General features: G+C 53.1%; 23 protein-coding genes and 3 tRNA genes. 10 read left to right on the forward strand and 16 right to left on the reverse strand.

From position 1 onward, the window contains the following. Positions 1-13: 13 nt before the first annotated feature. The 10 genes from deoA to KGA69_RS02825 all read right to left on the reverse strand — a co-directional run bounded on the left by deoA (position 14) and on the right by KGA69_RS02825 (position 8,960). Positions 14-1,336 (reverse strand): thymidine phosphorylase, encoded by a 1,323-nt coding sequence (gene deoA / locus KGA69_RS02780; protein ID WP_045395933.1) that lies wholly within the window; start codon positions 1,334-1,336, stop codon positions 14-16. A gap of 113 nt (positions 1,337-1,449) precedes the next feature. Continuing rightward, complete coding sequence (gene deoC / locus KGA69_RS02785) at positions 1,450-2,229, reverse strand: deoxyribose-phosphate aldolase (protein ID WP_045395915.1); 780 nt, start codon at positions 2,227-2,229, stop codon at positions 1,450-1,452. 408 nt (positions 2,230-2,637) lie between these two features. Continuing rightward, on the reverse strand, positions 2,638-3,423 hold the full coding sequence (locus tag KGA69_RS02790) for a metal-dependent hydrolase (RefSeq protein ID WP_213292784.1): 786 nt from the start codon (positions 3,421-3,423) through the stop codon (positions 2,638-2,640). Further along, positions 3,420-4,493, reverse strand: a complete 1,074-nt coding sequence (locus tag KGA69_RS02795) for a patatin-like phospholipase family protein (protein WP_045395919.1) — start codon at positions 4,491-4,493, stop codon at positions 3,420-3,422. Before KGA69_RS02795 ends, KGA69_RS02790 begins: the two co-directional genes overlap by 4 nt. A gap of 151 nt (positions 4,494-4,644) precedes the next feature. After that, positions 4,645-4,806 (reverse strand): DUF1328 domain-containing protein, encoded by a 162-nt coding sequence (locus KGA69_RS02800; protein ID WP_015368384.1) that lies wholly within the window; start codon positions 4,804-4,806, stop codon positions 4,645-4,647. A 123-nt stretch (positions 4,807-4,929) separates the two neighbouring features. Then, positions 4,930-5,541, reverse strand: a complete 612-nt coding sequence (osmY, locus tag KGA69_RS02805; RefSeq protein WP_213292785.1) for a molecular chaperone OsmY — start codon at positions 5,539-5,541, stop codon at positions 4,930-4,932. Between the two features lie 217 nt (positions 5,542-5,758). Beyond that, positions 5,759-7,348, reverse strand: coding sequence for a peptide chain release factor 3 (prfC, locus tag KGA69_RS02810; RefSeq protein ID WP_045395922.1), 1,590 nt, complete (start codon positions 7,346-7,348; stop codon positions 5,759-5,761). Positions 7,349-7,439: 91 nt separating this feature from the next. Beyond that, complete coding sequence (gene yjjG / locus KGA69_RS02815) at positions 7,440-8,117, reverse strand: pyrimidine 5'-nucleotidase (protein WP_045395924.1); 678 nt, start codon at positions 8,115-8,117, stop codon at positions 7,440-7,442. A gap of 14 nt (positions 8,118-8,131) precedes the next feature. Beyond that, positions 8,132-8,578: a ribosomal protein S18-alanine N-acetyltransferase gene (gene rimI / locus KGA69_RS02820; RefSeq protein ID WP_015368389.1), complete on the reverse strand. Its 447-nt coding sequence runs from the start codon at positions 8,576-8,578 to the stop codon at positions 8,132-8,134. Further along, positions 8,547-8,960: a DNA polymerase III subunit psi gene (locus tag KGA69_RS02825; protein WP_045395927.1), complete on the reverse strand. Its 414-nt coding sequence runs from the start codon at positions 8,958-8,960 to the stop codon at positions 8,547-8,549. The genes rimI and KGA69_RS02825 overlap by 32 nt, the downstream gene beginning before the upstream one ends. A gap of 102 nt (positions 8,961-9,062) precedes the next feature. Between KGA69_RS02825 and rsmC the strand changes: the two genes are divergently transcribed. The 4 genes from rsmC (at position 9,063) to KGA69_RS02845 (ending at position 10,581) form a co-directional block, all read left to right on the forward strand. Continuing rightward, positions 9,063-10,091, forward strand: a complete 1,029-nt coding sequence (rsmC, locus tag KGA69_RS02830) for a 16S rRNA (guanine(1207)-N(2))-methyltransferase RsmC (RefSeq protein ID WP_045395931.1) — start codon at positions 9,063-9,065, stop codon at positions 10,089-10,091. A gap of 172 nt (positions 10,092-10,263) precedes the next feature. Beyond that, positions 10,264-10,350: transfer RNA gene (locus tag KGA69_RS02835), tRNA-Leu, on the forward strand. Between the two features lie 28 nt (positions 10,351-10,378). Then, positions 10,379-10,465, forward strand: a tRNA-Leu gene (locus KGA69_RS02840). 29 nt (positions 10,466-10,494) lie between these two features. Continuing rightward, positions 10,495-10,581 (forward strand) — tRNA-Leu (locus KGA69_RS02845). A gap of 21 nt (positions 10,582-10,602) precedes the next feature. On the opposite strand, the gene KGA69_RS02850 is transcribed toward KGA69_RS02845, so the two are convergent. Beyond that, positions 10,603-10,842 carry a DUF1435 domain-containing protein gene (locus tag KGA69_RS02850; RefSeq protein ID WP_045395533.1) on the reverse strand — a complete coding sequence of 80 codons (240 nt, stop codon included), beginning with the start codon at positions 10,840-10,842 and terminating at the stop codon, positions 10,603-10,605. 265 nt (positions 10,843-11,107) lie between these two features. On the opposite strand from KGA69_RS02850, the gene KGA69_RS02855 reads away from it, so the two are divergent. Both KGA69_RS02855 and fhuF read left to right on the forward strand, forming a co-directional pair. Then, positions 11,108-12,154, forward strand: a complete 1,047-nt coding sequence (locus KGA69_RS02855) for a GGDEF domain-containing protein (RefSeq protein ID WP_045395530.1) — start codon at positions 11,108-11,110, stop codon at positions 12,152-12,154. Positions 12,155-12,266: 112 nt separating this feature from the next. Continuing rightward, positions 12,267-13,055, forward strand: a complete 789-nt coding sequence (gene fhuF, locus KGA69_RS02860) for a siderophore-iron reductase FhuF (RefSeq protein WP_049061349.1) — start codon at positions 12,267-12,269, stop codon at positions 13,053-13,055. Positions 13,056-13,092: 37 nt separating this feature from the next. On the opposite strand, the gene KGA69_RS02865 is transcribed toward fhuF, so the two are convergent. Next, positions 13,093-14,436, reverse strand: a complete 1,344-nt coding sequence (locus KGA69_RS02865; protein ID WP_045395526.1) for a PTS sugar transporter subunit IIC — start codon at positions 14,434-14,436, stop codon at positions 13,093-13,095. 336 nt (positions 14,437-14,772) lie between these two features. Between KGA69_RS02865 and KGA69_RS02870 the strand changes: the two genes are divergently transcribed. After that, on the forward strand, positions 14,773-15,231 hold the full coding sequence (locus KGA69_RS02870) for a YbaK/EbsC family protein (protein ID WP_045395524.1): 459 nt from the start codon (positions 14,773-14,775) through the stop codon (positions 15,229-15,231). Between the two features lie 8 nt (positions 15,232-15,239). On the opposite strand, the gene bglJ is transcribed toward KGA69_RS02870, so the two are convergent. The 4 genes from bglJ to pobA form a co-directional block, all read right to left on the reverse strand. Next, entirely contained in the window at positions 15,240-15,920 is a 681-nt protein-coding gene (bglJ, locus tag KGA69_RS02875) for a DNA-binding transcriptional activator BglJ (protein ID WP_045395522.1), read from the reverse strand. Further along, positions 15,881-16,603, reverse strand: coding sequence for a helix-turn-helix domain-containing protein (locus KGA69_RS02880; RefSeq protein WP_045395520.1), 723 nt, complete (start codon positions 16,601-16,603; stop codon positions 15,881-15,883). The genes bglJ and KGA69_RS02880 overlap by 40 nt, the downstream gene beginning before the upstream one ends. A gap of 257 nt (positions 16,604-16,860) precedes the next feature. Continuing rightward, positions 16,861-17,730 (reverse strand): helix-turn-helix domain-containing protein, encoded by an 870-nt coding sequence (locus KGA69_RS02885; protein ID WP_045395518.1) that lies wholly within the window; start codon positions 17,728-17,730, stop codon positions 16,861-16,863. 24 nt (positions 17,731-17,754) lie between these two features. Continuing rightward, entirely contained in the window at positions 17,755-18,939 is a 1,185-nt protein-coding gene (pobA, locus tag KGA69_RS02890) for a 4-hydroxybenzoate 3-monooxygenase (RefSeq protein ID WP_063447351.1), read from the reverse strand. 270 nt (positions 18,940-19,209) lie between these two features. On the opposite strand from pobA, the gene KGA69_RS02895 reads away from it, so the two are divergent. The 3 genes from KGA69_RS02895 (at position 19,210) to dnaT (ending at position 21,075) form a co-directional block, all read left to right on the forward strand. Continuing rightward, on the forward strand, positions 19,210-19,986 hold the full coding sequence (locus KGA69_RS02895; RefSeq protein ID WP_047043890.1) for a threonine/serine exporter family protein: 777 nt from the start codon (positions 19,210-19,212) through the stop codon (positions 19,984-19,986). Beyond that, complete coding sequence (locus KGA69_RS02900; protein WP_045395512.1) at positions 19,977-20,450, forward strand: threonine/serine exporter; 474 nt, start codon at positions 19,977-19,979, stop codon at positions 20,448-20,450. Before KGA69_RS02895 ends, KGA69_RS02900 begins: the two co-directional genes overlap by 10 nt. Before the next feature lie 85 nt (positions 20,451-20,535). Next, positions 20,536-21,075, forward strand: a complete 540-nt coding sequence (gene dnaT / locus KGA69_RS02905) for a primosomal protein DnaT (protein WP_063447352.1) — start codon at positions 20,536-20,538, stop codon at positions 21,073-21,075.

The raw sequence follows: 21,075 nt of genomic DNA on the forward strand, positions 1-21,075 counted from the left end.
GATCAGTATATCGCTACTTGGTGATTCGGCGATAGACCGTCGGTGTAATTTCTGGGGCTTGAGCGTCCAGTTTAATTGCCGCTTTCACGGCTTTGGCCGCCTCCTGCCAGCTGGATTCATCTTTCGCATGAATCACCGCCAGCGGACGTTCGCCATCGACTTTATCGCCAAGGCGCGCCATATCAGTAAAACCAACGCTGTAGTCAATGGTATCGGATGCCTGACGACGACCGCCGCCCATCGACACCACCGCCATCCCCAGCGCGCGGGTATCCATATCAGAGACAAATCCGGCGCCTTCAGCATAGACCGCTTTGCTCAGCATTGCCGTCGGCAGGTATTTCGCATAGTTTTCGACAAAGTCGTTCGGCCCTTTCTGCGCCGCCACCATGCGGCCAAAGACTTCCGCCGCTTTACCGTTATCCAGCACCGCCTGCAATTTCGCGCGCGCCTCGGCGTCATCCGCCGCCAGCTTGCCGGAAATCAACATTTCCACGCACAGCGCCATGGTGACGTCGTACAGACGCGGGTTACGGTATTCCCCGGTCAGGAACTGTACCGCTTCGCGAACTTCAACGGCGTTACCTGCGCTGGAGGCCAGCACCTGGTTCATATCGGTTAACAGTGCGGTCGTGCGCACGCCGGCGCCGTTGGAGACGCCAACGATCGCTTCGGCAAGCGCTTCTGAAAGCTCATAAGTCGGCATAAAGGCGCCGCTGCCGACTTTAACGTCCATCACCAGCGCATCCAGACCTTCCGCCAGTTTCTTGGCCAGGATCGATGCGGTAATCAGCGGGATGGAATCCACCGTCGCGGTAATATCGCGGGTGGCATAGAAACGTTTGTCAGCCGGCGCGAGCGAGCTGGTCTGCCCGATGATCGCCACGCCGACATCTTTAATAATTTCGCGGAATCGCGCGTCGTCCGGGAAGATATCGAAGCCCGGGATCGCTTCCAGTTTATCAAGCGTACCGCCGGTATGGCCGAGGCCGCGCCCGGAGATCATCGGTACGTAACCGCCGCAGGCGGCAACCATTGGCCCCAGCATCAGCGAGGTAACGTCACCCACGCCGCCGGTCGAGTGTTTATCAACGATCGGGCCGTTGAGGTTAAGGCTTTTCCAGTCGAGAACGGTCCCTGAATCCCGCATCGCCATGGTCAGCGAGACACGTTCCGGCATAGACATATCATGGAAGAAGATGGTCATCGCCAGCGCGGCGATCTGTCCTTCAGAGATAGTATTATCGCGGATGCCGTTGATGAAAAAGCGAATTTCTTCATCGCTTAATGCATGACCATCACGTTTTTTACGAATAATTTCTTGTGCGAGAAACACGGTAACCTCCCAACGGGTATAAATTGCCGGATAGCGGCGCGGGCGCCTTATCCGGCCTACAGGCATCAATTCGTAGGCCGGATAAGCGCATTACCATCCGGCATATCAAGGGATTAGTAGCTGCTGGCGCTCTTACCGTCGCCGTGACCCAGGGCTTTCAGCAGGCTAGCCAACAGGCTTGATGCGCCAAAACGGTAGTGACGGGAATCAGCCCAGTCGGCGCCGAACAGTTCATCGGCAATCGCCAGGAACTGCTGCGCGTCTTCCGCGCTGCGCACGCCGCCGGCAGGTTTGAAGCCAACGGTTTTCTCAACGCCCATATCGCGGATGACTTCCATCATGATGCGCGCGCTTTCCGGCGTCGCATTCACCGGCACTTTACCGGTAGAAGTTTTGATGAAATCCGCGCCCGCTTTAATAGAGATTTCAGATGCCTTACGAATCAGCGCTTCTTCTTTCAGCTCGCCGGTTTCGATGATCACTTTCAGCAGCACATTCGCCGCCGCACAGGCGTCTTTACAGGCTTTCACCAGATCAAAACCCACCTGCTCGTTACCAGCGATCAGCGCGCGGTACGGGAAAACCACATCCACTTCATCCGCGCCATAGGCGATTGCCGCGCGGGTTTCCGCCAGCGCGATATCGATATCGTCGTTACCATGCGGGAAGTTGGTCACCGTCGCGATACGGATGTCCGGTGTTCCTTGCTCATTCAGCGTCTTACGGGCAATCGGGATAAAACGCGGGTAAATGCAGACTGCAGCGGTATTGCCCACCGGGGTTTTTGCCTGATGGCACAGCGCGATCACCTTCTCATTGGTGTCGTCATCATTCAGGGTGGTCAGATCCATCAGTTTCAACGCGCGCAGGCTGCTTGCTTTTAAATCAGTCATTTCATACTCCGACGGCGTGTTGCCGGTTCAATAGTTTGTTCACCATGCGAGCCTGTTACTATTGTAACATCTGCTCGCCATTACACTTCGACATTCATCACAGTTAATAAAAACTAGTTACTAATTTGCATTACTGTAACGTGATTCAAATCACAATTACCTACCATTTACTTCGATCCTCACCGTGAGGTCCTGTTTAAGCATAATTGGCAAATCGAAGCTCATGATGATGTTATTATTCTAACATAACGAAACGTATTATCTCGACGTCGTGGCGCACAAATTGTGCAATACCGGGACATAAAAACACTTTCGTATTGAAATTTAATAGATTTTATATATACCAAAAATGATGGGATTGTCACAATCCGTCAAAACCGGGACGATTTTGTCCAGAATGTGGGGGCGTTAGAGGGTTAGCGCGGTAAAGAGGCTTTTGGTATTCGCCAGTAGCGCCGCTTCAATTTCCTGCGCCGGTTCCGCGCGCAGTTCACAGAGCGCGTCAAAGACGCGGGCCGCCTGTTCCGGGCGGTTCGGCTGCCCCTGAAAACCATTGAGCGGCATATCCGGAGCATCGGTTTCCAGCAACAGCGAAGAAAGCGGCAGACGCGCCATGACATCACGAGTTTTGCTGGCGCGGGGATAGGTAATGGTGCCGCCGACGCCAATCTTATAGCCCAGCTGTACAAAACGTTCCGCCTGCTGCAGGCTGCCGGCAAAACCATGCACCACCCCGGCGCGCGGCAGGTTATGTTTTTTTAGCAACATCGCCAGCTTATCGTGGGTGCGCCGCGAATGCAGGATCACCGGCAAATCGTAACGCTTCGCCAGCCGCAGCTGCGCTTCCAGCAGCGCCTGCTGGCGATCGAATTGCGGATCGTCGCGGTAGAGATCGAGGCCAATCTCTCCGACGGCCACGAGTTTCGGATGACGCTGTGCAAGATAGCTTTCCAGTTGCGCTAATCCGCGGTCATCATGCTGTTCGATAACAATAGGATGCATCCCTAGCGCGGCATACAGCGGCTCGTGTTGCTCCGCCAGCGCCAGCACGCGAGCAAAGCGCGCGGCGGATATCGACGGCACGATAATACGCCCAACGCCGGCCTGCGCCGCCCTCGCGATACTTGCGGGTTCATCCTCTGTAAACGGGGGAAAATCGAAGTGACAGTGGGTATCAATAAAGCGTAACGTCACGCCAGATCCTCGTTATTAAAGCTGGGGTCATTAGCCTGCGGCGCGGTGATAATCGCCTGTTGCGGCGTTTCGTTAGCCACCGGCAGCGGCGGCACCACCACCGGCGTCGGCCTTGCCACACGCGGCGCATGGCGTAACAGAGGCGGTTGTTCGGTCAGCAGCTTCCCTACCGTGGCGAGGAAGTAGCGGCCGCACTGGCGCCCGGTTTTATAATCTTCCAGCAGCGCCGGCAGACGGCTGCCAAGCGCCATACTGCGCAGCGGCCGCTGCGGATAAATTTCGAATATCCGCAGTTTACCCGGCGGTTTTTCAATAAACTGCTGCGTCGCGCGATAGGTGGTTTCATGGTGCTGTACCAGGTTCACAAAAGGCTGCAGGCTGCTTTCTCCCAGCCAGCGTTCCATTCGTTTAAACCACTGCGGCGTGTAGAACATCTGCGAAGGGACGGTACGGATCACCACGATAGTCTGCGCGCCGCGGCGCGCCGCCTCCTGCACAGGGATCGCATCGCTGACGCCACCATCGAGGTAGCTCACGCCATCCAGCAGGACGCCGCTACGATAGAAGCCGGGAATGGCGCTGGAGGCGCGGATCAGGTCGAGCCAGGTCTGGCGGGTGGGGGAAAAATAGTTTGCCGTGTAGTCGTCACCGCGGCAGGCGCACATCCACAGCTCTTTACCCAGCGCAAACTGCTCCTCGGCATAGTTCATCGCCAGCGGCATTTGTTGCGAAGTGGAATCGACCAGCCAATCGAGATCGATAAGATTGCCGCCGCGAACAAAGCGCATCGGGTCGAAAAACTGCCTTGAGGTGGTATAACGCGTAATGACTTTGCGGGCGTAGCCCTGCTGATTACAGATATAAGCGGAGATGTTTTGCGCGCCAGCGGAAGTGCCAAGCATCAGGTCGAAAGGGTTAAATCCGGCGCGCATGAATTCGTCCAGAACCCCGGCTGTGAAAATACCTCGCTGACCACCGCCTTCGCACACCAGAGCAAGTTTGCCTGGACGGAAGGGTTTTACCGCTAACGGGGCAATATTGCCCAACGTCACGGGAATGCGCTGCCCCACCCTGCTTTCCTGTTTGTTTATTTTCTGTCATTAAAGTAACGCAAATTGTCGTCCCCTGAAACCGCAAAAGCCAGTCACATTGACTGGCTTTATGTAAGACGTTATGTCATCACTGCGCGGTTATTGATTCACGCCTTTCGGCATATCGCCTCTAGGGTCGTTTTCGACCGGTAAACAGGCTGACCAGGAAAATGATAATACCGACAACAAAGACGATTTTAGCCGCCCACGCCGCGGTACCCGCCAGACCACCAAAGCCCAATGCGGCGGCAATCAACGCGATGATCAGAAAAATAATGCCCCATCTAAACATACTGTTCTCCTTACCATATGATTAACGGTCGCTTTTCTGCGCGCTCAGGCCGCGCATACATCAACCCTGCGTACAACTCGCTCAGCGGTCTCGCCGCTGGCGAATATCTTTTAATGAATACCCTTACCGCACTTTAAGATCGTTCTTCACGCCCTTAACACCGGTTACCGCTTTGGCAATGTCTGCCGCGCGATCGACCTGCTTGCTGGATTCCAGCGTCCCGGAGAGATGAACTACCCCGTTGCTGGTCTCCACCGTAACCTTACGCGACGGAACGATATCGTCCGCCAGCAGTTTGGCTTTGACTTCGCTGGTGATTGCGGTGTCGCCAGCATAGCCCTTCAGGCTGGCTGATTTTTCCCCCGCCACGGTCAGCTTATCGCTTACCGAACTCACTCCTTCGACGCCTTTCGCCGCGCTGACGGCCTGTGATTTTTGCTCAGCGCTCTCCACGGTCCCGCTTAAGGTCACGACTTTGTTTTCCGTTTTCACCGAGATATCGGTGCTACGGATACTTTTGTCATCAATCAGCGCCGCTTTAACACGGGCAGTGATCGTGCTGTCATCCATAAAATCGCCAACCTTGTTGATCGACTTATCGACGCTTTCTCCGGCGCTGGTCGCGGCAGCCTTCGCGCTATCGGTTGCGGTGGTTTCCGCATAGGTCGAGGCGCTTATCAACGCTGAGCCTAAGAAGAGAGGCAGCAATAGCCTGGCGCTCTTTAGTCTGGTCATTGGTATGCCCTCACGATGTCTGCTTTGGTAAAACAAATGGCTATTTATTCAGCCAGGTTTCTGAAAAGTGCTTAATAAATATAGTAGATGAGCGGAGATGCGGCGGAGGGTTTGAATAAAAAAGCTACGATTTGCGCAGATTTAAGAACTTTCTATGGTAAGGATGAAGGCGGACAAAACGGGCTGGAGCGCAGCATCGCCGCGCTCCAGAGAGACATTAGTGCTCGCGCGTTTTGCGGAACACCACATCAGGATAACGCTCTTGCGTCAGGTTCAGGTTAACCATCGTCGGGGCGATATAGGTCAGATTATCGCCGCCATCCAGCGCCAGCTGAACTTCGTTCTTACGCTTGAACTCTTCGAATTTTTTCACGTCAGTTGATTCAACCCAGCGCGCGGTGGCCACGTTGACGGATTCGTAAATCGCTTCAACGTTATATTCGCTTTTCAGACGCGCAACTACCACATCGAACTGCAGCACGCCGACGGCGCCGACGATCAGATCGTTATTAGCAATAGGACGGAAGACCTGTACCGCGCCCTCTTCAGAGAGCTGAACCAGCCCTTTCAGCAGCTGTTTCTGCTTCAGCGGATCTTTCAGGCGAATACGACGGAACAGTTCCGGCGCGAAGTTCGGAATACCGGTGAACTTCATCATTTCGCCCTGGGTAAAGGTGTCGCCAATCTGAATGGTGCCGTGGTTATGCAGGCCGATAATATCGCCCGGGTAGGCTTCTTCAACGTGCGAACGGTCGCCCGCCATAAAGGTCAGCGCGTCGGAAATCACCACGTCTTTGCCGATACGCACCTGACGCAGCTTCATGCCTTTCTCGTATTTGCCGGAAACCACGCGCATGAACGCCACGCGATCGCGGTGTTTCGGGTCCATGTTGGCCTGAATCTTAAACACGAAGCCGGTGAATTTCTCTTCTGCGGCCGTCACTTCACGGGTATCAGTATTACGCGGCATCGGCGCCGGCGCCCACTCCACCAGGCCATCCAGCATATGATCCACGCCGAAGTTGCCTAATGCGGTCCCGAAGAACACTGGAGTAATTTCGCCCGCCAGGAACAGATCTTTATCGAACTCGTTCGATGCGCCCTGTACCAGTTCCAGTTCATCGCGCAGCTGCTGCGCCAGATCGTCGCCCACCGCGGCATCGAGTTCAGGGTTATTCAGCCCTTTAACCACGCGCACTTCCTGAATGGTGTGCCCTTTACCGGTCTGATAGAGGTAAGTTTCATCTTTATAAAGATGATAAACCCCTTTAAACAGCTTGCCGCAGCCGATAGGCCAGGTAATCGGCGCGCAGCCGATTTTCAGCTCATTTTCGACTTCATCCAGCAATTCCATCGGATCGCGGATATCACGGTCGAGTTTGTTCATAAAGGTGAGGATCGGCGTATCGCGCAGACGGGTAACTTCCATCAGCTTGCGGGTACGATCTTCGACGCCTTTCGCCGCATCGATAACCATCAGACAGCAGTCAACCGCCGTCAGGGTACGGTAGGTATCCTCGGAGAAGTCTTCGTGCCCCGGGGTATCCAGCAGGTTAACCAGGCAGTCATGATACGGGAACTGCATCACCGAGGTGGTAATCGAGATCCCACGCTGCTTTTCCATTTCCATCCAGTCGGATTTTGCATGCTGGCTGGAACCACGGCCCTTCACGGTACCGGCGGTCTGAATCGCCTGTCCGAACAGCAGCACTTTTTCAGTGATGGTGGTCTTACCGGCATCCGGGTGAGAAATAATGGCAAAAGTGCGGCGTTTGGCCACCTCTTGCAGATAAGGAGACAACGTCATAATTCAATCTTCTAAGTAAACGCGGCAATGGGCCGCGCATGTGGAATACGAAAAATTGCGGCTATTTTACCCATCAATGGGGGGGAGGCAATTAGTGTTTACACAGGAGTTGCTCCAGTTCGCTTAAAGAGGTCACCGTCCAGTCGGGCTGCAGGTCTGCCGGCAGCGTTTGCTGGTGCGCATTCAGCCAACAGGTGGCAAGCCCGGCATTGACGCCGCCGCGGATATCCGACTCGGCGGTATCGCCGACCATCAATACCCTGTCGCGCGACGGATTACCCGCCTGCGCCAGGGCATAATCGAAGATACGCGCATCCGGCTTCGCGACGCCGACTTCCTCAGAAATAATCAGCAAATCAAAGTGATCGCGCAGGCCGGTACGCTCCAGACGAGTCTGCTGCAACGAGGTAAAACCGTTGGTGATGATGCCCATTTTTACCTTGCCTTGCAGCGCATCCAGCAGCGATACGGCGCCCGGCAGCGGCGCGCAGATTTCGGCCATCGCATTCATGAAAGCGTCGTTCAGTTCGCCCGGGGGGACGTTCAAACGTTCCGCCCAGCTATCAAAACGCTGATGCTGTAATTGTAGCGAGGTGATGGCGCCGTTTTGATAATCCACCCACAGCGGCTTATTAACGGCCTGATAGTCCTGAAAATCTTCGGCGGTAAATGTCACGCTATAGTCGAGAAACATCCGCTGTAAGCCGCTGAAAGAGTCAAACGTAAACAACGTTTCATCGGCATCAAAGAAAATCCAGTCCCATTTCATCGTTTCACCTTGTCTTACATACTGATTGGCAGAGCCATGATAATTGCGTCCTCACGCCCATCGGCCGTAGGGTAGTAATTGCGGCGGATAGTCGCCTCGTTAAAGCCTAAGCTTTCGTAGAGCGCGATGGCGGCGACATTCGATGCCCGCACCTCCAGCCACAGCGTAACGACGCCGAGTTTTTCGACTTCATCAATAACATGTTCCAGCAGTTCCCGTCCCAGGCCGCGGCGCTGGTATGCGGGGTCGACGGCGATGTTAAAAAGCGTCGCTTCATCAAGGACAATTTGGGTGATGGCAAAGGCCGCCATTTCCCCATCAACTGCTAGTTGGTAATTCAGATAACGTTCACCCTGATTGCTGGCAAAGGTTTGTTCGCTCCACGGAAAAGCGTGGGCGCGTTTTTCGATTTGCCAGGCTTTGGATAAATCAGCCGTGCTGAGGGTAGAAATCGTGTTCATGTGCGCAGATTTGTTGCCAGAGCGCGATGCGAGCCGGCACGCTGCTCTGAAGTTCATCAAAAACGGGCGTCGAGACCTGGGCGCCCGCCAGCGACAGCGGCGTCTCGCAGCCCAGTCGCCAGCTGTTGCAGCGGCTATTTTGCGGCAGCATGGCTACCCGATCCGGCGTAAGTTGCAGCACCTGATCGGCATTAATCGAGAGCGCGCGCAGAATATCGCTAATTAGCGGTTCAGTCAGCGACGGCGGGGTTTCCGCCACCATCACCAGACGAATATGTTCAGGAAGCGAGATAGCGATTTCGCCCTGCAACGCCCCCGGGCGACGCAGCGACCACTGGGTAATCCCCAGTTGCTGTAATTGCCAGTCTCGTCGGGAAGTCATAGCGAAACACTCCTGTTAAACAAGCGCGCAATATAGCAAATCCGTCGTATCTGCGCCAACAAACTACTATAATCGGCGCCAGTCTTATTGAAGGAGTGTTTCATGTCAGCTTTTACCCCGGCAAGTGAAGTCTTGCTGCGCCACAGTGATGATTTCGAGTCCGCCCGCGTTCTGTTTGCCGGTGACCTGCAGGATGACCTGCCTGCACGTCTGGATACCGCGGCCAGCCGCGCTCATACCCAACAATTCCACCACTGGCAGGTCCTGAATCGCCAGATGGGCGATAACGTTCGTTTTAGCTTAGTCGCCGAGGCCGCCGACGTCGCCGATTGCGACACCCTGATCTACTACTGGCCGAAGAACAAGCCGGAAGCGCAGTTCCAGCTGATGAACCTGCTCTCTCTGCTGCCGGTGGGGATCGATATTTTCGTGATCGGCGAAAACCGCAGCGGCGTGCGTAGCGCCGAGCAAATGCTCGCCGAATACGCGCCGCTGAATAAAGTGGATAGCGCCCGCCGCTGCGGTCTCTACCACGGCCGTCTGGAAAAACAGCCCTCCTTCAACGCCGAACAGTACTGGAACGAGTACGCGCTCGATAACCTGACCATTAAAACGCTGCCGGGCGTGTTCAGCCGTGACGGCCTTGATGTTGGCAGCCAACTGCTGCTGTCGACTCTACAACCGCATACCAAAGGCAAAGTGCTCGATGTCGGCTGCGGCGCTGGGGTGCTGGCCGCGGTACTGGCCAGCCATTCGCCGAAGGTACGCCTGACGCTATGCGACGTCAGCGCTCCGGCGGTCGAAGCCAGCCGCGCGACGCTTGCCGCGAATGGTTTTGAAGGCGAGGTTTTTGCCAGCAACGTCTTCTCTGAGGTCAACGGCCGTTTTGACATGATCATCTCAAATCCGCCATTCCACGACGGCCTGCAAACCAGCCTTGAAGCGGCGCAGGCGCTGATCCGCGGCGCGGTCCGCCATCTGAACAGCGGCGGCGAACTGCGTATCGTGGCCAACGCCTTCCTGCCCTATCCGCAGGTGCTGGATGAGACGTTTGGTTTTCATGAAGTGATCGCCCAAACCGGCCGTTTCAAAGTTTACCGCACGGTGATGACTCGCCAGGCGAAGAAATAATCTTCGTTTCTCATCGGCGGCATGCTCGACGTGCCGCCGGTACTTCCCTACGCTCTGAATAGCCCATTTTTGCAGCAATCGAGAAAACCTGCATAATTAACTATTGACGTGTCGCCGAAAACCACTAGAATGCGCCTCCGTGGTAACGATACTTTTATAGTGTCGATGGTATGCGAAGGTGGCGGAATTGGTAGACGCGCTAGCTTCAGGTGTTAGTGTCCTTACGGACGTGGGGGTTCAAGTCCCCCCCCTCGCACCATAATCCACGTTGATATCGCTCGCACTGTGCGAAGGTGGCGGAATTGGTAGACGCGCTAGCTTCAGGTGTTAGTGTTCTTACGGACGTGGGGGTTCAAGTCCCCCCCCTCGCACCAACGAGGCGATATCAGATTAAGAATACTGTGCGAAGGTGGCGGAATTGGTAGACGCGCTAGCTTCAGGTGTTAGTGTCCTTACGGACGTGGGGGTTCAAGTCCCCCCCCTCGCACCAATATTCTTACCCTTCTCTGTTTTATCCCATCAGCTTCAAATTCAACATTATCAGCATCATTCCACCGATCAGCGCTACGCTTGACGGCAACAGTACGAAATGACGCAACTGACGGTGCCAGATCATTGCCGCCGATAGTAGTAATCCCAGAGCAATCATCACGCGCCAGGCTTCTACCGGCAGGCCAATTATGCCTAACGCCATCACCAGTACGCCCGGCAGCAGAATTCCCCAACCACTCCCTAAAGCTCGCTGCAACATGGTTTCGCCTCTCACAACGATAATGATAACCAATATCATATGATAATTTTTATCATTTGTCATGCCGAGCCGTTTAACTTTTATTACTCTTGCACTCAGGAGTAATGACATACATTCATTGGGATGATAAATTAAGCAAATTAAATCTATATATTAAATTGTCTGATCATTTGCGCAGATAGCCTTATATTACGTGTTGTTTTATATTTTTCCCCTTTGGCAGCCATCATCTTGAAACTTAACTACTAATAATGATAGTACCAATATGACTGCACAAACCTGGCGGGCTCATTACGAGCAAAAATATCAGTATTCCTTACGACTTTTTTTATTACTTAATTGTGTTTCTGCCGCTCTGTCGCTGCTCAGCCCGCTGTTTACCATTGTCACCGTCACGCTACCGTGTGCGCTGATATGCGCGGCCAGCCTGGGCCTCTTGTTATGGAATTGGAAATTCCCACAACAGAAAATAAATATTCCTGTTATTTCTCTGTTATTTGGCATGCTATGGGCCTGGCACATCGTAATAAAAGCCTCATTGTTACCGCCACCGCATTTTAACTTCCTGGTTATCGCCTTATTAAGCATTCTGTTTATTGGAACTATCGCTTTTTCTAACAATATCATTGCCTTTACTCTACATTCCCTACCCACTTTTATTGTGTGTCTGGCGCTGGCTGGCGGAGAACAATGGATGCGGATGTTTTACTGCTTTGTCCTGCCGGTTGCCGGAATTACGTTGCAGAACATTATGCAAAAGCGCAGCGATAATTTTACCCAAGGGCTAATGGATAAACTGCTGCAAGAGCGTAACACCCTGAACGATCTCAGTATGCTTGATCCATTGACCGGCCTGTATAACCGTCGTGGCCTGCAAAACCGGCTGGATAACATCCTGACAGTGGATTCGCGCGAACATTTCATCCTGCTGTTGGATATTGATCACTTCAAAGCCTACAACGATAACTATGGCCATATGATGGGCGACCAGGCGCTAATTCAGGTATCGGCGGCGATTCGTAATTCCGTGCGCTCGCGCGATATCGTCGCTCGCTTTGGCGGTGAAGAGTTTATGGTGGTACTGACCAGTAGCACGGCGGAAACCGCATTCCAGACAGCAGAGCGTATTCGCCAGCGGGTTTACGATTTAAAAATCGCACACCGTTTTAATGAAAGCGTCGCCACCAATGTCACCATCAGTATCGGTATGACCCCGTTGGTGAATGGCGATATCGACAGTGCGATAAAACGCGCCGATAGCGCGCTATATGAAGCCAAAAACCAGGGGCGTAATATCATTCTCGTCAACTAACCCCTCCAGCCCGCCGCGAGGGATATGCGGCGCTGACAAATCGCTTGCGCTCCCTGCAACGAACAACTAGTATCAGCAATCATTATCATTTAGATTTGTATCTGGAAATCTGATGGCTTACCGTACCTTCTCCTTCAGCGATGAAATCATCTGGCGTGCGCCGCTTGCGCCCGTCGAGCATGCATTGGCGAATGCGGTACGGGAAAAGATCGTGGCGGTACGCCCGCATCTGCTGGATTTCCTGCGTCTGGATGAAGAAGCGCCGCCGCGTGCCCTAACCCTCGCGGAATGGTCACAACCTACTACCCTTACTTCGCTGCTGGCCACCTATTCCGACCATATTTACCGTCACCAACCCAGCCAGCCGCGCGAACAAAAACCCCTGCTTTCACTGTGGGCGCAGTGGTATATCGGCCTGCTGGTGCCGCCGCTGATGCTGGCGTTACTCACTGAAGAACAGGCTATTAGCCTTGAACCGGAGCATTTCCGCGTTGAATTCCATGAAAGCGGGCGCGCGGCCTGCTTCTGGATTGACGTGCATGCCAACCATGATGCGTTGACGCTTTCCGCACAAGCGCGTATGGATATGTTGGTCAATAAAGCGCTGAAACCGGTGGTGGAAGCGCTGGAAGCGACCGGCGACATTAACGGTAAGCTTATCTGGAGCAATACCGGCTATCTGATTAACTGGTATCTCGGTGAAATGAAAAATCTGCTTGGCGACGAGCGGGTGAACGCGTTACGTCAACACTGTTTTTTTGCAAAGCAGCAGACCAGTGGCGAGGATAACCCGCTGTGGCGAACGGTGGTCTTGCGTGAAGGTCTACTGGTACGCCGAACTTGCTGTCAGCGTTATCGCCTGCCGGACGTTCAGCAATGCGGCGACTGCACGTTAAAGTAATCATCTGACGGGCGGCAATATGCCGCCCGTTGTTATTTTACGCGGTCTGCTCGTTCTCCTGCGCCGCGCGCTGCGCCTCTTCAGCTTCCTGCGCCAGCAGCTGCTTTTCGTACACCTTAAAAAACGGGAAGTAGATGATAGCCGACACGCAAGCGAGAATAACGACCAGGATCGCCGCACGGAAATCCCATCCCAAAGCCCATGCGCCGCCAATCGGCGCCGGCGCCGTCCACGGCACAACGGAGATAACACGGCCGATCAGATCTAACTTCATGGCCGCCCAGGCAATGACTGCGTTAACCATCGGCGCCAACAGGAACGGAATAAAGAATACCGGGTTCATGACGATGGGCGTGCCGAAGATAACCGGTTCGTTAATGTTAAACAGGCTTGGCACCACGCTTAAACGACCGATCGAGCGCAAATGCGCAGAACGACTGCGCAAATAACAGAACACCAGCCCCATCGTGGCGCCGGAACCGCCAACGACAATAAAGAACGTCCAGAACGCTTCCATAAAAATATGCGGCAGCGGTGCGCCCTGTGCCAGTGCTTGCTGGTTCATCCCCAGATTAGTGAGCCAGAACATCTGCAGCATACCGGAGACTATCGCCGCCCCGTGAATCCCGGCAAACCATAGCAGGTGGCCAATCAAAACAGCCAGTAAAATAGCCGGTAATGAATCTGCGGCAGAGACCAATGGCTTAAAGATAGCCATGATTGCCTGCGGGATCAGCATGTCGAAATGATGTTGGATAAACAAGCTCAGCGGATAAAGCGTCAGTACCACCACCAGAACTGGGATCAACAGATCAAATGAGTTTTTAATCATCGGCGGCACCTGATCCGGCAGACGGATCCCGATGTTGTGCGCCTTTAAGAAACGCATCATCTCTACACAGTAAATCGCCACCAGGATCGCGGTAAAGATCCCGGTGCCTCCCAAACTATCAACCGGCAGATTACCATTGGTTTTTGGCGCAGCGATCAGCAGGAACGCCATGATCGACAGCATGGCGCACATGAAAGGATCGAGCTGGTGCGCCTTTTCATAATGTTTGCCCAGGTTGTAGGAAATTGCCGCGCAGATATAAATGGACATGATGCCCATGGTCATATCAAAAGGCGTCAGAATGCGTCCTTCGAACTCTTTGGCTAAATCCAACCAGGCACGGGCGAAGCCCCAGGTGGTGTCCGGTGAAAAAGGCGGATAAGCGAAGACTAAGAGAAAGGAACCTACGATCATAAACGGCATGGCCGAGATAAATCCGTCACGAATAGCCATGACGTGGCGCTGCGAAGAAATGCGCCCGGCAACGGGACTTATATAGTTCTCTACAAAGCGAAATATCAGATTAAACGCAGCATGGTTTGCAGACATAGCAGCCCTCCTGACAGGCTATCGAAACAGGCCCAACAACGGTAATCTTGCCGCTATGCTGAAATTAACTGCCTACGGATTGTGGCTGACCGGGATGTCAGGTCGCCATATTGTCAGCAGGAACATCTCATGCGCGGCTGTTAGTTATCTTTGGAACAGGGAGTTACCCTGTCAGTATTCATCGACGAGCGCGATCCTGCAACCGGTTACAGTAACCGGTTGCGGCGATTGTGAAGAAGATCCAGAAATCGGAATAATTCCTGATTATCCATCGACAATATTTACAGATTTCCGGCCTTGTGACAGATTTAAGCGGATAACTACCAGGAGAACCCCATGAGTCTGCAGTCCGTGAGGCAGTTTTTTGCTGAACATGCCCCCGATATTGAAATCATCGAGTTGAATCAAAGTACGGCGACCGTTGCGCTTGCCGCCGCCGCGCATCGTGTCGAGCCGGGGCAAATCGCTAAGACTTTATCTTTAAAGGTAAAAGATCGGGTTATATTGATCGTCGCTAAAGGCGATGCTCGCCTTGATAACAAGAAGCTGAAAGACGCCTTCGGCGCAAAAGCGCGGATGCTCAGCAGTGATGAAGTTGTTACGCTAACCGGCCACCCCGTCGGCGGCGTCTGTCCGTTTGGCCTGGAAAACCCTCTGCCGGTCTATTGTGATGTTTCACTCAAGCAGTATGCCGAGGTTCTACCGGCAGCAGGTGCCATTCATAGCGCGGTACGAATTTCGCCTGAGCGCATGGCACAACTGACAGAAGCCGACTGGGTTGACGTCTGTCTGTAAATTGCCAGTTATTGCGCCAGGCACATTCCCTGCCCATCGTCGTTATTCGCCGGCAGACACAGCAGAATGTCCGCCGCGCTGAGCAGGCCAATATCAGAGTTAACGCCCAGTTTGGTCATCGCGTTAAATTTATGCGCGCGAATAGTTTTGATATTTCTATCAAGCTGGGTAGCGATTTCGGGCAACGAATAACCATAGGTCATATAACGAAGTATCGTATGCTCCGTCGGGCTAAGAATTTGCCCGCAGGAGCTATTGCTACGCTCCAGAATGCTTTCTTTATCCAGCGGCGCCTGCTCGATCAGCTGCAGTAAACGCTCCTGCAAACGAGTAAGACAAGATGATTTATTCAAAATAGTTTGCGGGCTTGAAGGTGTCAGATGACTGATTAGACGCATTTCCGCAGTATTATCCGCCAGTACAATTCGCTGTATTTCGGGGCGTGTTTGCGCTATTTCATGTAAAAAAAGCAGGCTTTCCAGACGAATACGTCGACTACCGGAAAGGGAAAAGATAACGGCGATAAAGTTTTTGGAAGCGAATTCACGCTTTAAGGCCTGAGTATTTTTATAAAAATGAATGCTATATTTTTTACCTGCTTCGTTATCTAAAATATAACGAAGCGCCATTTCAGTCATTGCGCATTTTTCTACGATAGCGACACATCGTGTTGTGAGATTTTTTTCCATTCCGTGTTATCTCCATAGGCTGAATACAGATTCAGTTCCTTCATTCCTTGAGCGCTATTGATCCAGGCATACATTTCTGCATTACTGCGTAACGACAGTCGGCGCATGGCGCTATTTTTCTGCGCGCTTATCGTTTTATTGCTTTTTTTCAGCAAGGCAGCAATTTGGTTAATTCCCCACCCTTTTGCCAGTAGCCGCAAAACTTTACGCTCTGAAAAGGTTAAGATGACCGTATCACTAGCATCATCACCTAAGTTGTCCATCTCGGGTGAAAAAAGTGTCTGACTAATTCTTTCGGCAGAAGCTTTACCAGCACGGATGACCTCGATGAAACGTTTAACCGGCTCGCTATCAGAAATCAGAGAGCTTTCCGGCCGCATCAAAAACTCAACTGCCAGTGGAAAGCAGGAGTGACCAACCATAAAGATCCAGTGAATGTCCCGGTATTGATTCATTAATGAATAATAATGCTCACAAATATCTCGCGGGTGTTCAATGTGACCGGAGAGGTCGACGAGGATCAGCACGGCGCGCCGAAGCTGAAGTAGCGTGAGTTCATCCTGTGAAGCACAGAAACTCAAATCGTAATCAGGGAGATGCTCCCTTAAAATAGCGTTCAAACCCGATTGCATAACCGGTATTCTACTAATGATGACGCCAAACTTACCTTGTCCTGGCAACATAAAACCTCCACCTCCTGTCAAAGATTCAAACCCAAATAAGTAATGGATTAATGGCTACAATAATATTATTTGCCAATTGAATCTTTATCGTCCCTGGCGGGCATGACGTATGCCCTGAACTTCATTCCATAACCATGAGAGATATATTAGCATTACTCTCACCAGCGATTTACCCTAACACAAAATGATGTCATCAATAAATTAGAAAAAATTAAAACCCTCATTAGTAAAATTACCTTAAAAATTAAATAAATAACTTATTTAATTTCTTTCCTAAATGCTTTCGGTGAGATCCCGCTATAGCGCCTAAAGAATCTCGAAAAATAAGCAGCATCAGTAAATCCTAAATAATCAGAAAGTTGGGTGATAGTCATGCTGGTATATTGTAGGTTACGCCGTGCTTCTAACATTAAACGTTGATGTAATACGCCTAATGCGCTGCAGCCATGAAATTCACGACACAAATAATTTAAATGCGTTGTGGAGAGCCCCACTAGCCTTGCATATTCAGCCAGCGGCAGATGTTCCCGATAGTGGCTTTCAATCAGACGTGAAAAATGCCGCATGACGCTGCGCTTACGCTCTGCTTTGTCCTCTGTCATTGGTGTCGGCTGGCACTGGCGATTTAACCATACCAATAGTGCTCCCAGCAGCGAATGCAGCATCATTTCGCGCGCATCATGCTCCTCGCAATACTCTTCACGCAAGGCGGTAAACAGTGAACGAATATGGCCGCGGGAGCGTTTCACCGCAACGCATTGCGGCTGCGATAGCACATCAAGCGTACGCCCAAACTGGTTTTCAAAGCGGCTCAGCAACGGCTGCGACAGCGACAGGACAAACCCTTGGGTACCGGGCGAGAAACGAAAGCCGTGGATGCATAATGCCGGCACGACCTGAATACAGGCTTCGGTCATCACCCTGGTGACGCCTTCAATTTCAATTTCAGCACGCCCCTTATGCAGATATAACAGCTGTACCATTTCGGCATGTTGATGTACGCGGATATGCCACTCATAAAGGCTGCTGCGCTGCAAAATGGATTCGCAATGCAGCAGATCCGGCGTCGGCCAACCGCGCTCTTCGCCATACAAGGTAAAAACGGGAATCGTGTTCGCGGTTAACATGGTCTCTCCAGTTTTCGTTTGTCGTTACGTGACGCGCTCCATCGGCAACCCCACATAGTTTTCGGCAATGGTCGTTAGCCCAGCGCGAGAACCCAGATAGTAGCGGCGGTCGGCGGCCTGCATTTTTTTATCGAATTCATTCTGTTCAGGAAAGTCGTGCAACAGGCGAGTCATAAACCAGCTGAATCTTTCTCCTTTCCACACGCGGTCGAGAGCAAAGCGTGAATAGCTGGCGATCAGGTCCTCGCGGCCATGGTGATAATATTCACGCAGGATCCGCCATAAATAATTGACATCCGACGCCGCCAGATTCAGCCCCTTTGCGCCGGTTGGCGGCACGATATGCGCGGCATCGCCGACCAGAAACAGTCTGCCGTACTGCATCGGCTCAACGACGTAACTGCGCAGCGGCGCAATACTTTTCTCAAGTGAGTGACCAGTCACTAACTTATTTGCCAGATCCTCCGGCAGACGGCGTTTTAGCTCATCCCAGAAGCGTTCATCAGACCACGCCGAGACGCTATCGCTTAGCGGCACCTGCAGGTAATAGCGGCTGCGGGTGAGTGAGCGCTGACTACACAATACAAACCCGCGTTCATGATGGGCGTAAATCAGTTCCGGATTCACCGGCGGCGTATCCGCCAGCAAACCTAACCAACCAAACGGCCACACGCTTTCATACTCTTTGAGAATGTCACGTGGAATGGTTTGCCGCGAAACGCCGTGGAAGCCATCGCAACCTGCAATAAAATCGCACTCCAGGCGACATTTTTCGCCGCCGCTTACGTATGAGACTGCCGGCCGATCGCTTTTAACATCTTCGAGTGCAACCTCGCTAACGCCATAAATAATCGGCGCGCCACTGTCGCGTCTTGCCGCCATCAGGTCACGGGTGACTTCGGTCTGACCATAGACCATCACGCTTTTACCGCCGGTCAACTCGCTGAGCGGTACCGGCACTCGTTGGCCTTCAAATAAAAACTCTACGCCATGATGAACCAGCCCTTCCGCGTCCATTCGCTTTGCCACCCCTGCTTCGCGCAGTAGCTCGACGGTACCATTTTCCAGTATCCCGGCGCGGATGCGCCCCAGCACATATTCCGCACTCTGACGCTCAAGGATAACGGTATGAATACCAGCGTTATGCAGCAGTTGGCCCAACAGCAGCCCCGACGGGCCCGCGCCAATAATGGCAACCTGTGTTCTCATAGGGTACTCGCTCTCGAAAGTTAATTATTTGTTTGTTTTTTGTTTATTAAAAGTTCACAGATGCATTTTTGATAACTCAAACGGGAAAAAGAAGGGATGAATGGCGGTAAAAATTGCACTTTCCAACGAAGTGACGAAAGTGTGGCGCGGTTCAAATTTCAGCCAACGCCATTGATGGAGCAATTTTTGCACATTGTTTGATCCCGCACGCCGCACAACGGGGTGGAGTTCAGGTAAAAGTATCAATAGAGACGCGGACAGCAGGTACTTATGCAGGTAGATAAATCAGAACAGCGCGCCATCACCCGGCTGTGTATTCAGTGTGCCCTTTATTTACTCCAGCACGGCGCGGAAAGCGCGCTGGTTGAGGAGCTTTCTACCCGTCTTGGGCGGGCATTAGGCATGGATAGCGTTGAGAGCGCCATCTCTTCTAACGCGATTGTGCTAACGACGATTAAAGATGGTGAATGCCTGACGTCCACGCGCAAAAACAGCGATCGCGGAATTAACATGCACGTGGTGACGGAGGTACAGCATATCGTGATCATGGCCGAACATAAGCTGCTGGATTATAAAGACGTCGAGAAGCGCTTCGCGCAAATTAAACCCCTACGCTACCCGCGTTGGCTGCTGGTGTTGATGGTTGGCCTTTCCTGCGCCTGCTTTTGTAAATTGAACAACGGTGGTTGGGATGGCGCGGTGGTCACCTTCTTTGCCAGCACCGTCGCCATGTATATTCGCCAGTTGCTGACCCATCGCTCCATGCATCCGCAGATTAATTTCTGCATTACCGCCTTCGTCGCCACCACGATTTCCGGGCTGATGCTGCGCCTGCCGGCATTTAGCGACACGCCGACTATCGCCATGGCCGCCAGCGTGCTGTTGCTGGTTCCCGGCTTTCCGTTAATTAACGCCGTCGCCGATATGTTCAAGGGCCATATCAATACCGGGCTGGCCCGCTGGGCGATCGCCAGCCTGCTGACGCTGGCGACCTGTATCGGGGTGGTGATGGCAATGACCGTGTGGGGGCTACGCGGATGGGCATAATCTCTTTTCTTTTCGACCTGGCGCAGGATATGGCGCTGGCAGCCATCCCTGCTGTCGGTTTCGCGATGGTGTTCAACGTCCCACAGCGCGCGCTGCGCTGGTGCGCATTACTGGGCGCTATCGGCCACGGCTCGCGGATGGTAATGATGAGCGCAGGCTTCAACATTGAATGGGCCACCTTTCTCGCCGCGTTACTGGTCGGCAGTATCGGCATTCAGTGGTCGCGCTGGTATCTGGCGCACCCGAAGATTTTTACCGTCGCCGCGGTGATCCCGATGTTCCCCGGGATTTCGGCCTATACGGCGATGATCTCGGCCGTCAAAATTAGCCATTTTGGTTATTCCGAGGAGATGATGATTATGCTGCTGAGCAATTTTTTAAAAGCCTCCTCCATCGTCGGGGCGCTCTCTATCGGGCTTTCTATCCCTGGGCTGTGGCTGTACCGCAAACGCCCGCGCGTGTAACCGGCAGCGCTGCTTCCTGGCCTCGCACTATGCTACTATGTCAGCAATTCCCCCACTCTTTGCTGTTCAGAGTTGAGATAGCGTTATGTCTTCACGAATTTTAACCACCGACTTTTGCGGTCTTGACGATTTCGTCGAGAACCACGCGGCCAGGCTGCAAAAATCAGCCAGCGGCGCCGTCGCCGTGTTTGCCAATAACGCCCCGGCGTTTTACGCGCTGACGCCGGAGCGCCTGGCGCAGCTGCTGGAGCTGGAAGCGAAACTGGCGCGCCCCACCAGCGATATCGCGCTGGATGCGCAGTTCTTTGACGAGCCGAACGCCGCGCCCGTCGCCGTGCCGATGGGTAAATTCGCCATGTATGCCGGCTGGCAGCCGGATGCCGATTTTCAACGTCTGGCGGCGTTATGGGGCATCGCCCTGACGCAGCCGGTCACCCCGGAAGAACTGGCCGCCTTCGTCGCCTACTGGCAGGCGGAAGGCAAAGTTTTCCACCACGTGCAGTGGCAGCAAAAGCTGGCGCGTAGCGTGCAAATTGGCCGTGCCAGCAACGGCGGGCAGCCGAAGCGCGACGTAAACGCCATTAGCGAACCCGATAACCAGATCCCGCGAGGTTTCCGAGGATGA

Source organism: Klebsiella sp. A52 (assembly GCF_018388785.1).
GTDB classification, from domain to species: Bacteria; Pseudomonadota; Gammaproteobacteria; order Enterobacterales; family Enterobacteriaceae; genus Klebsiella; species Klebsiella aerogenes.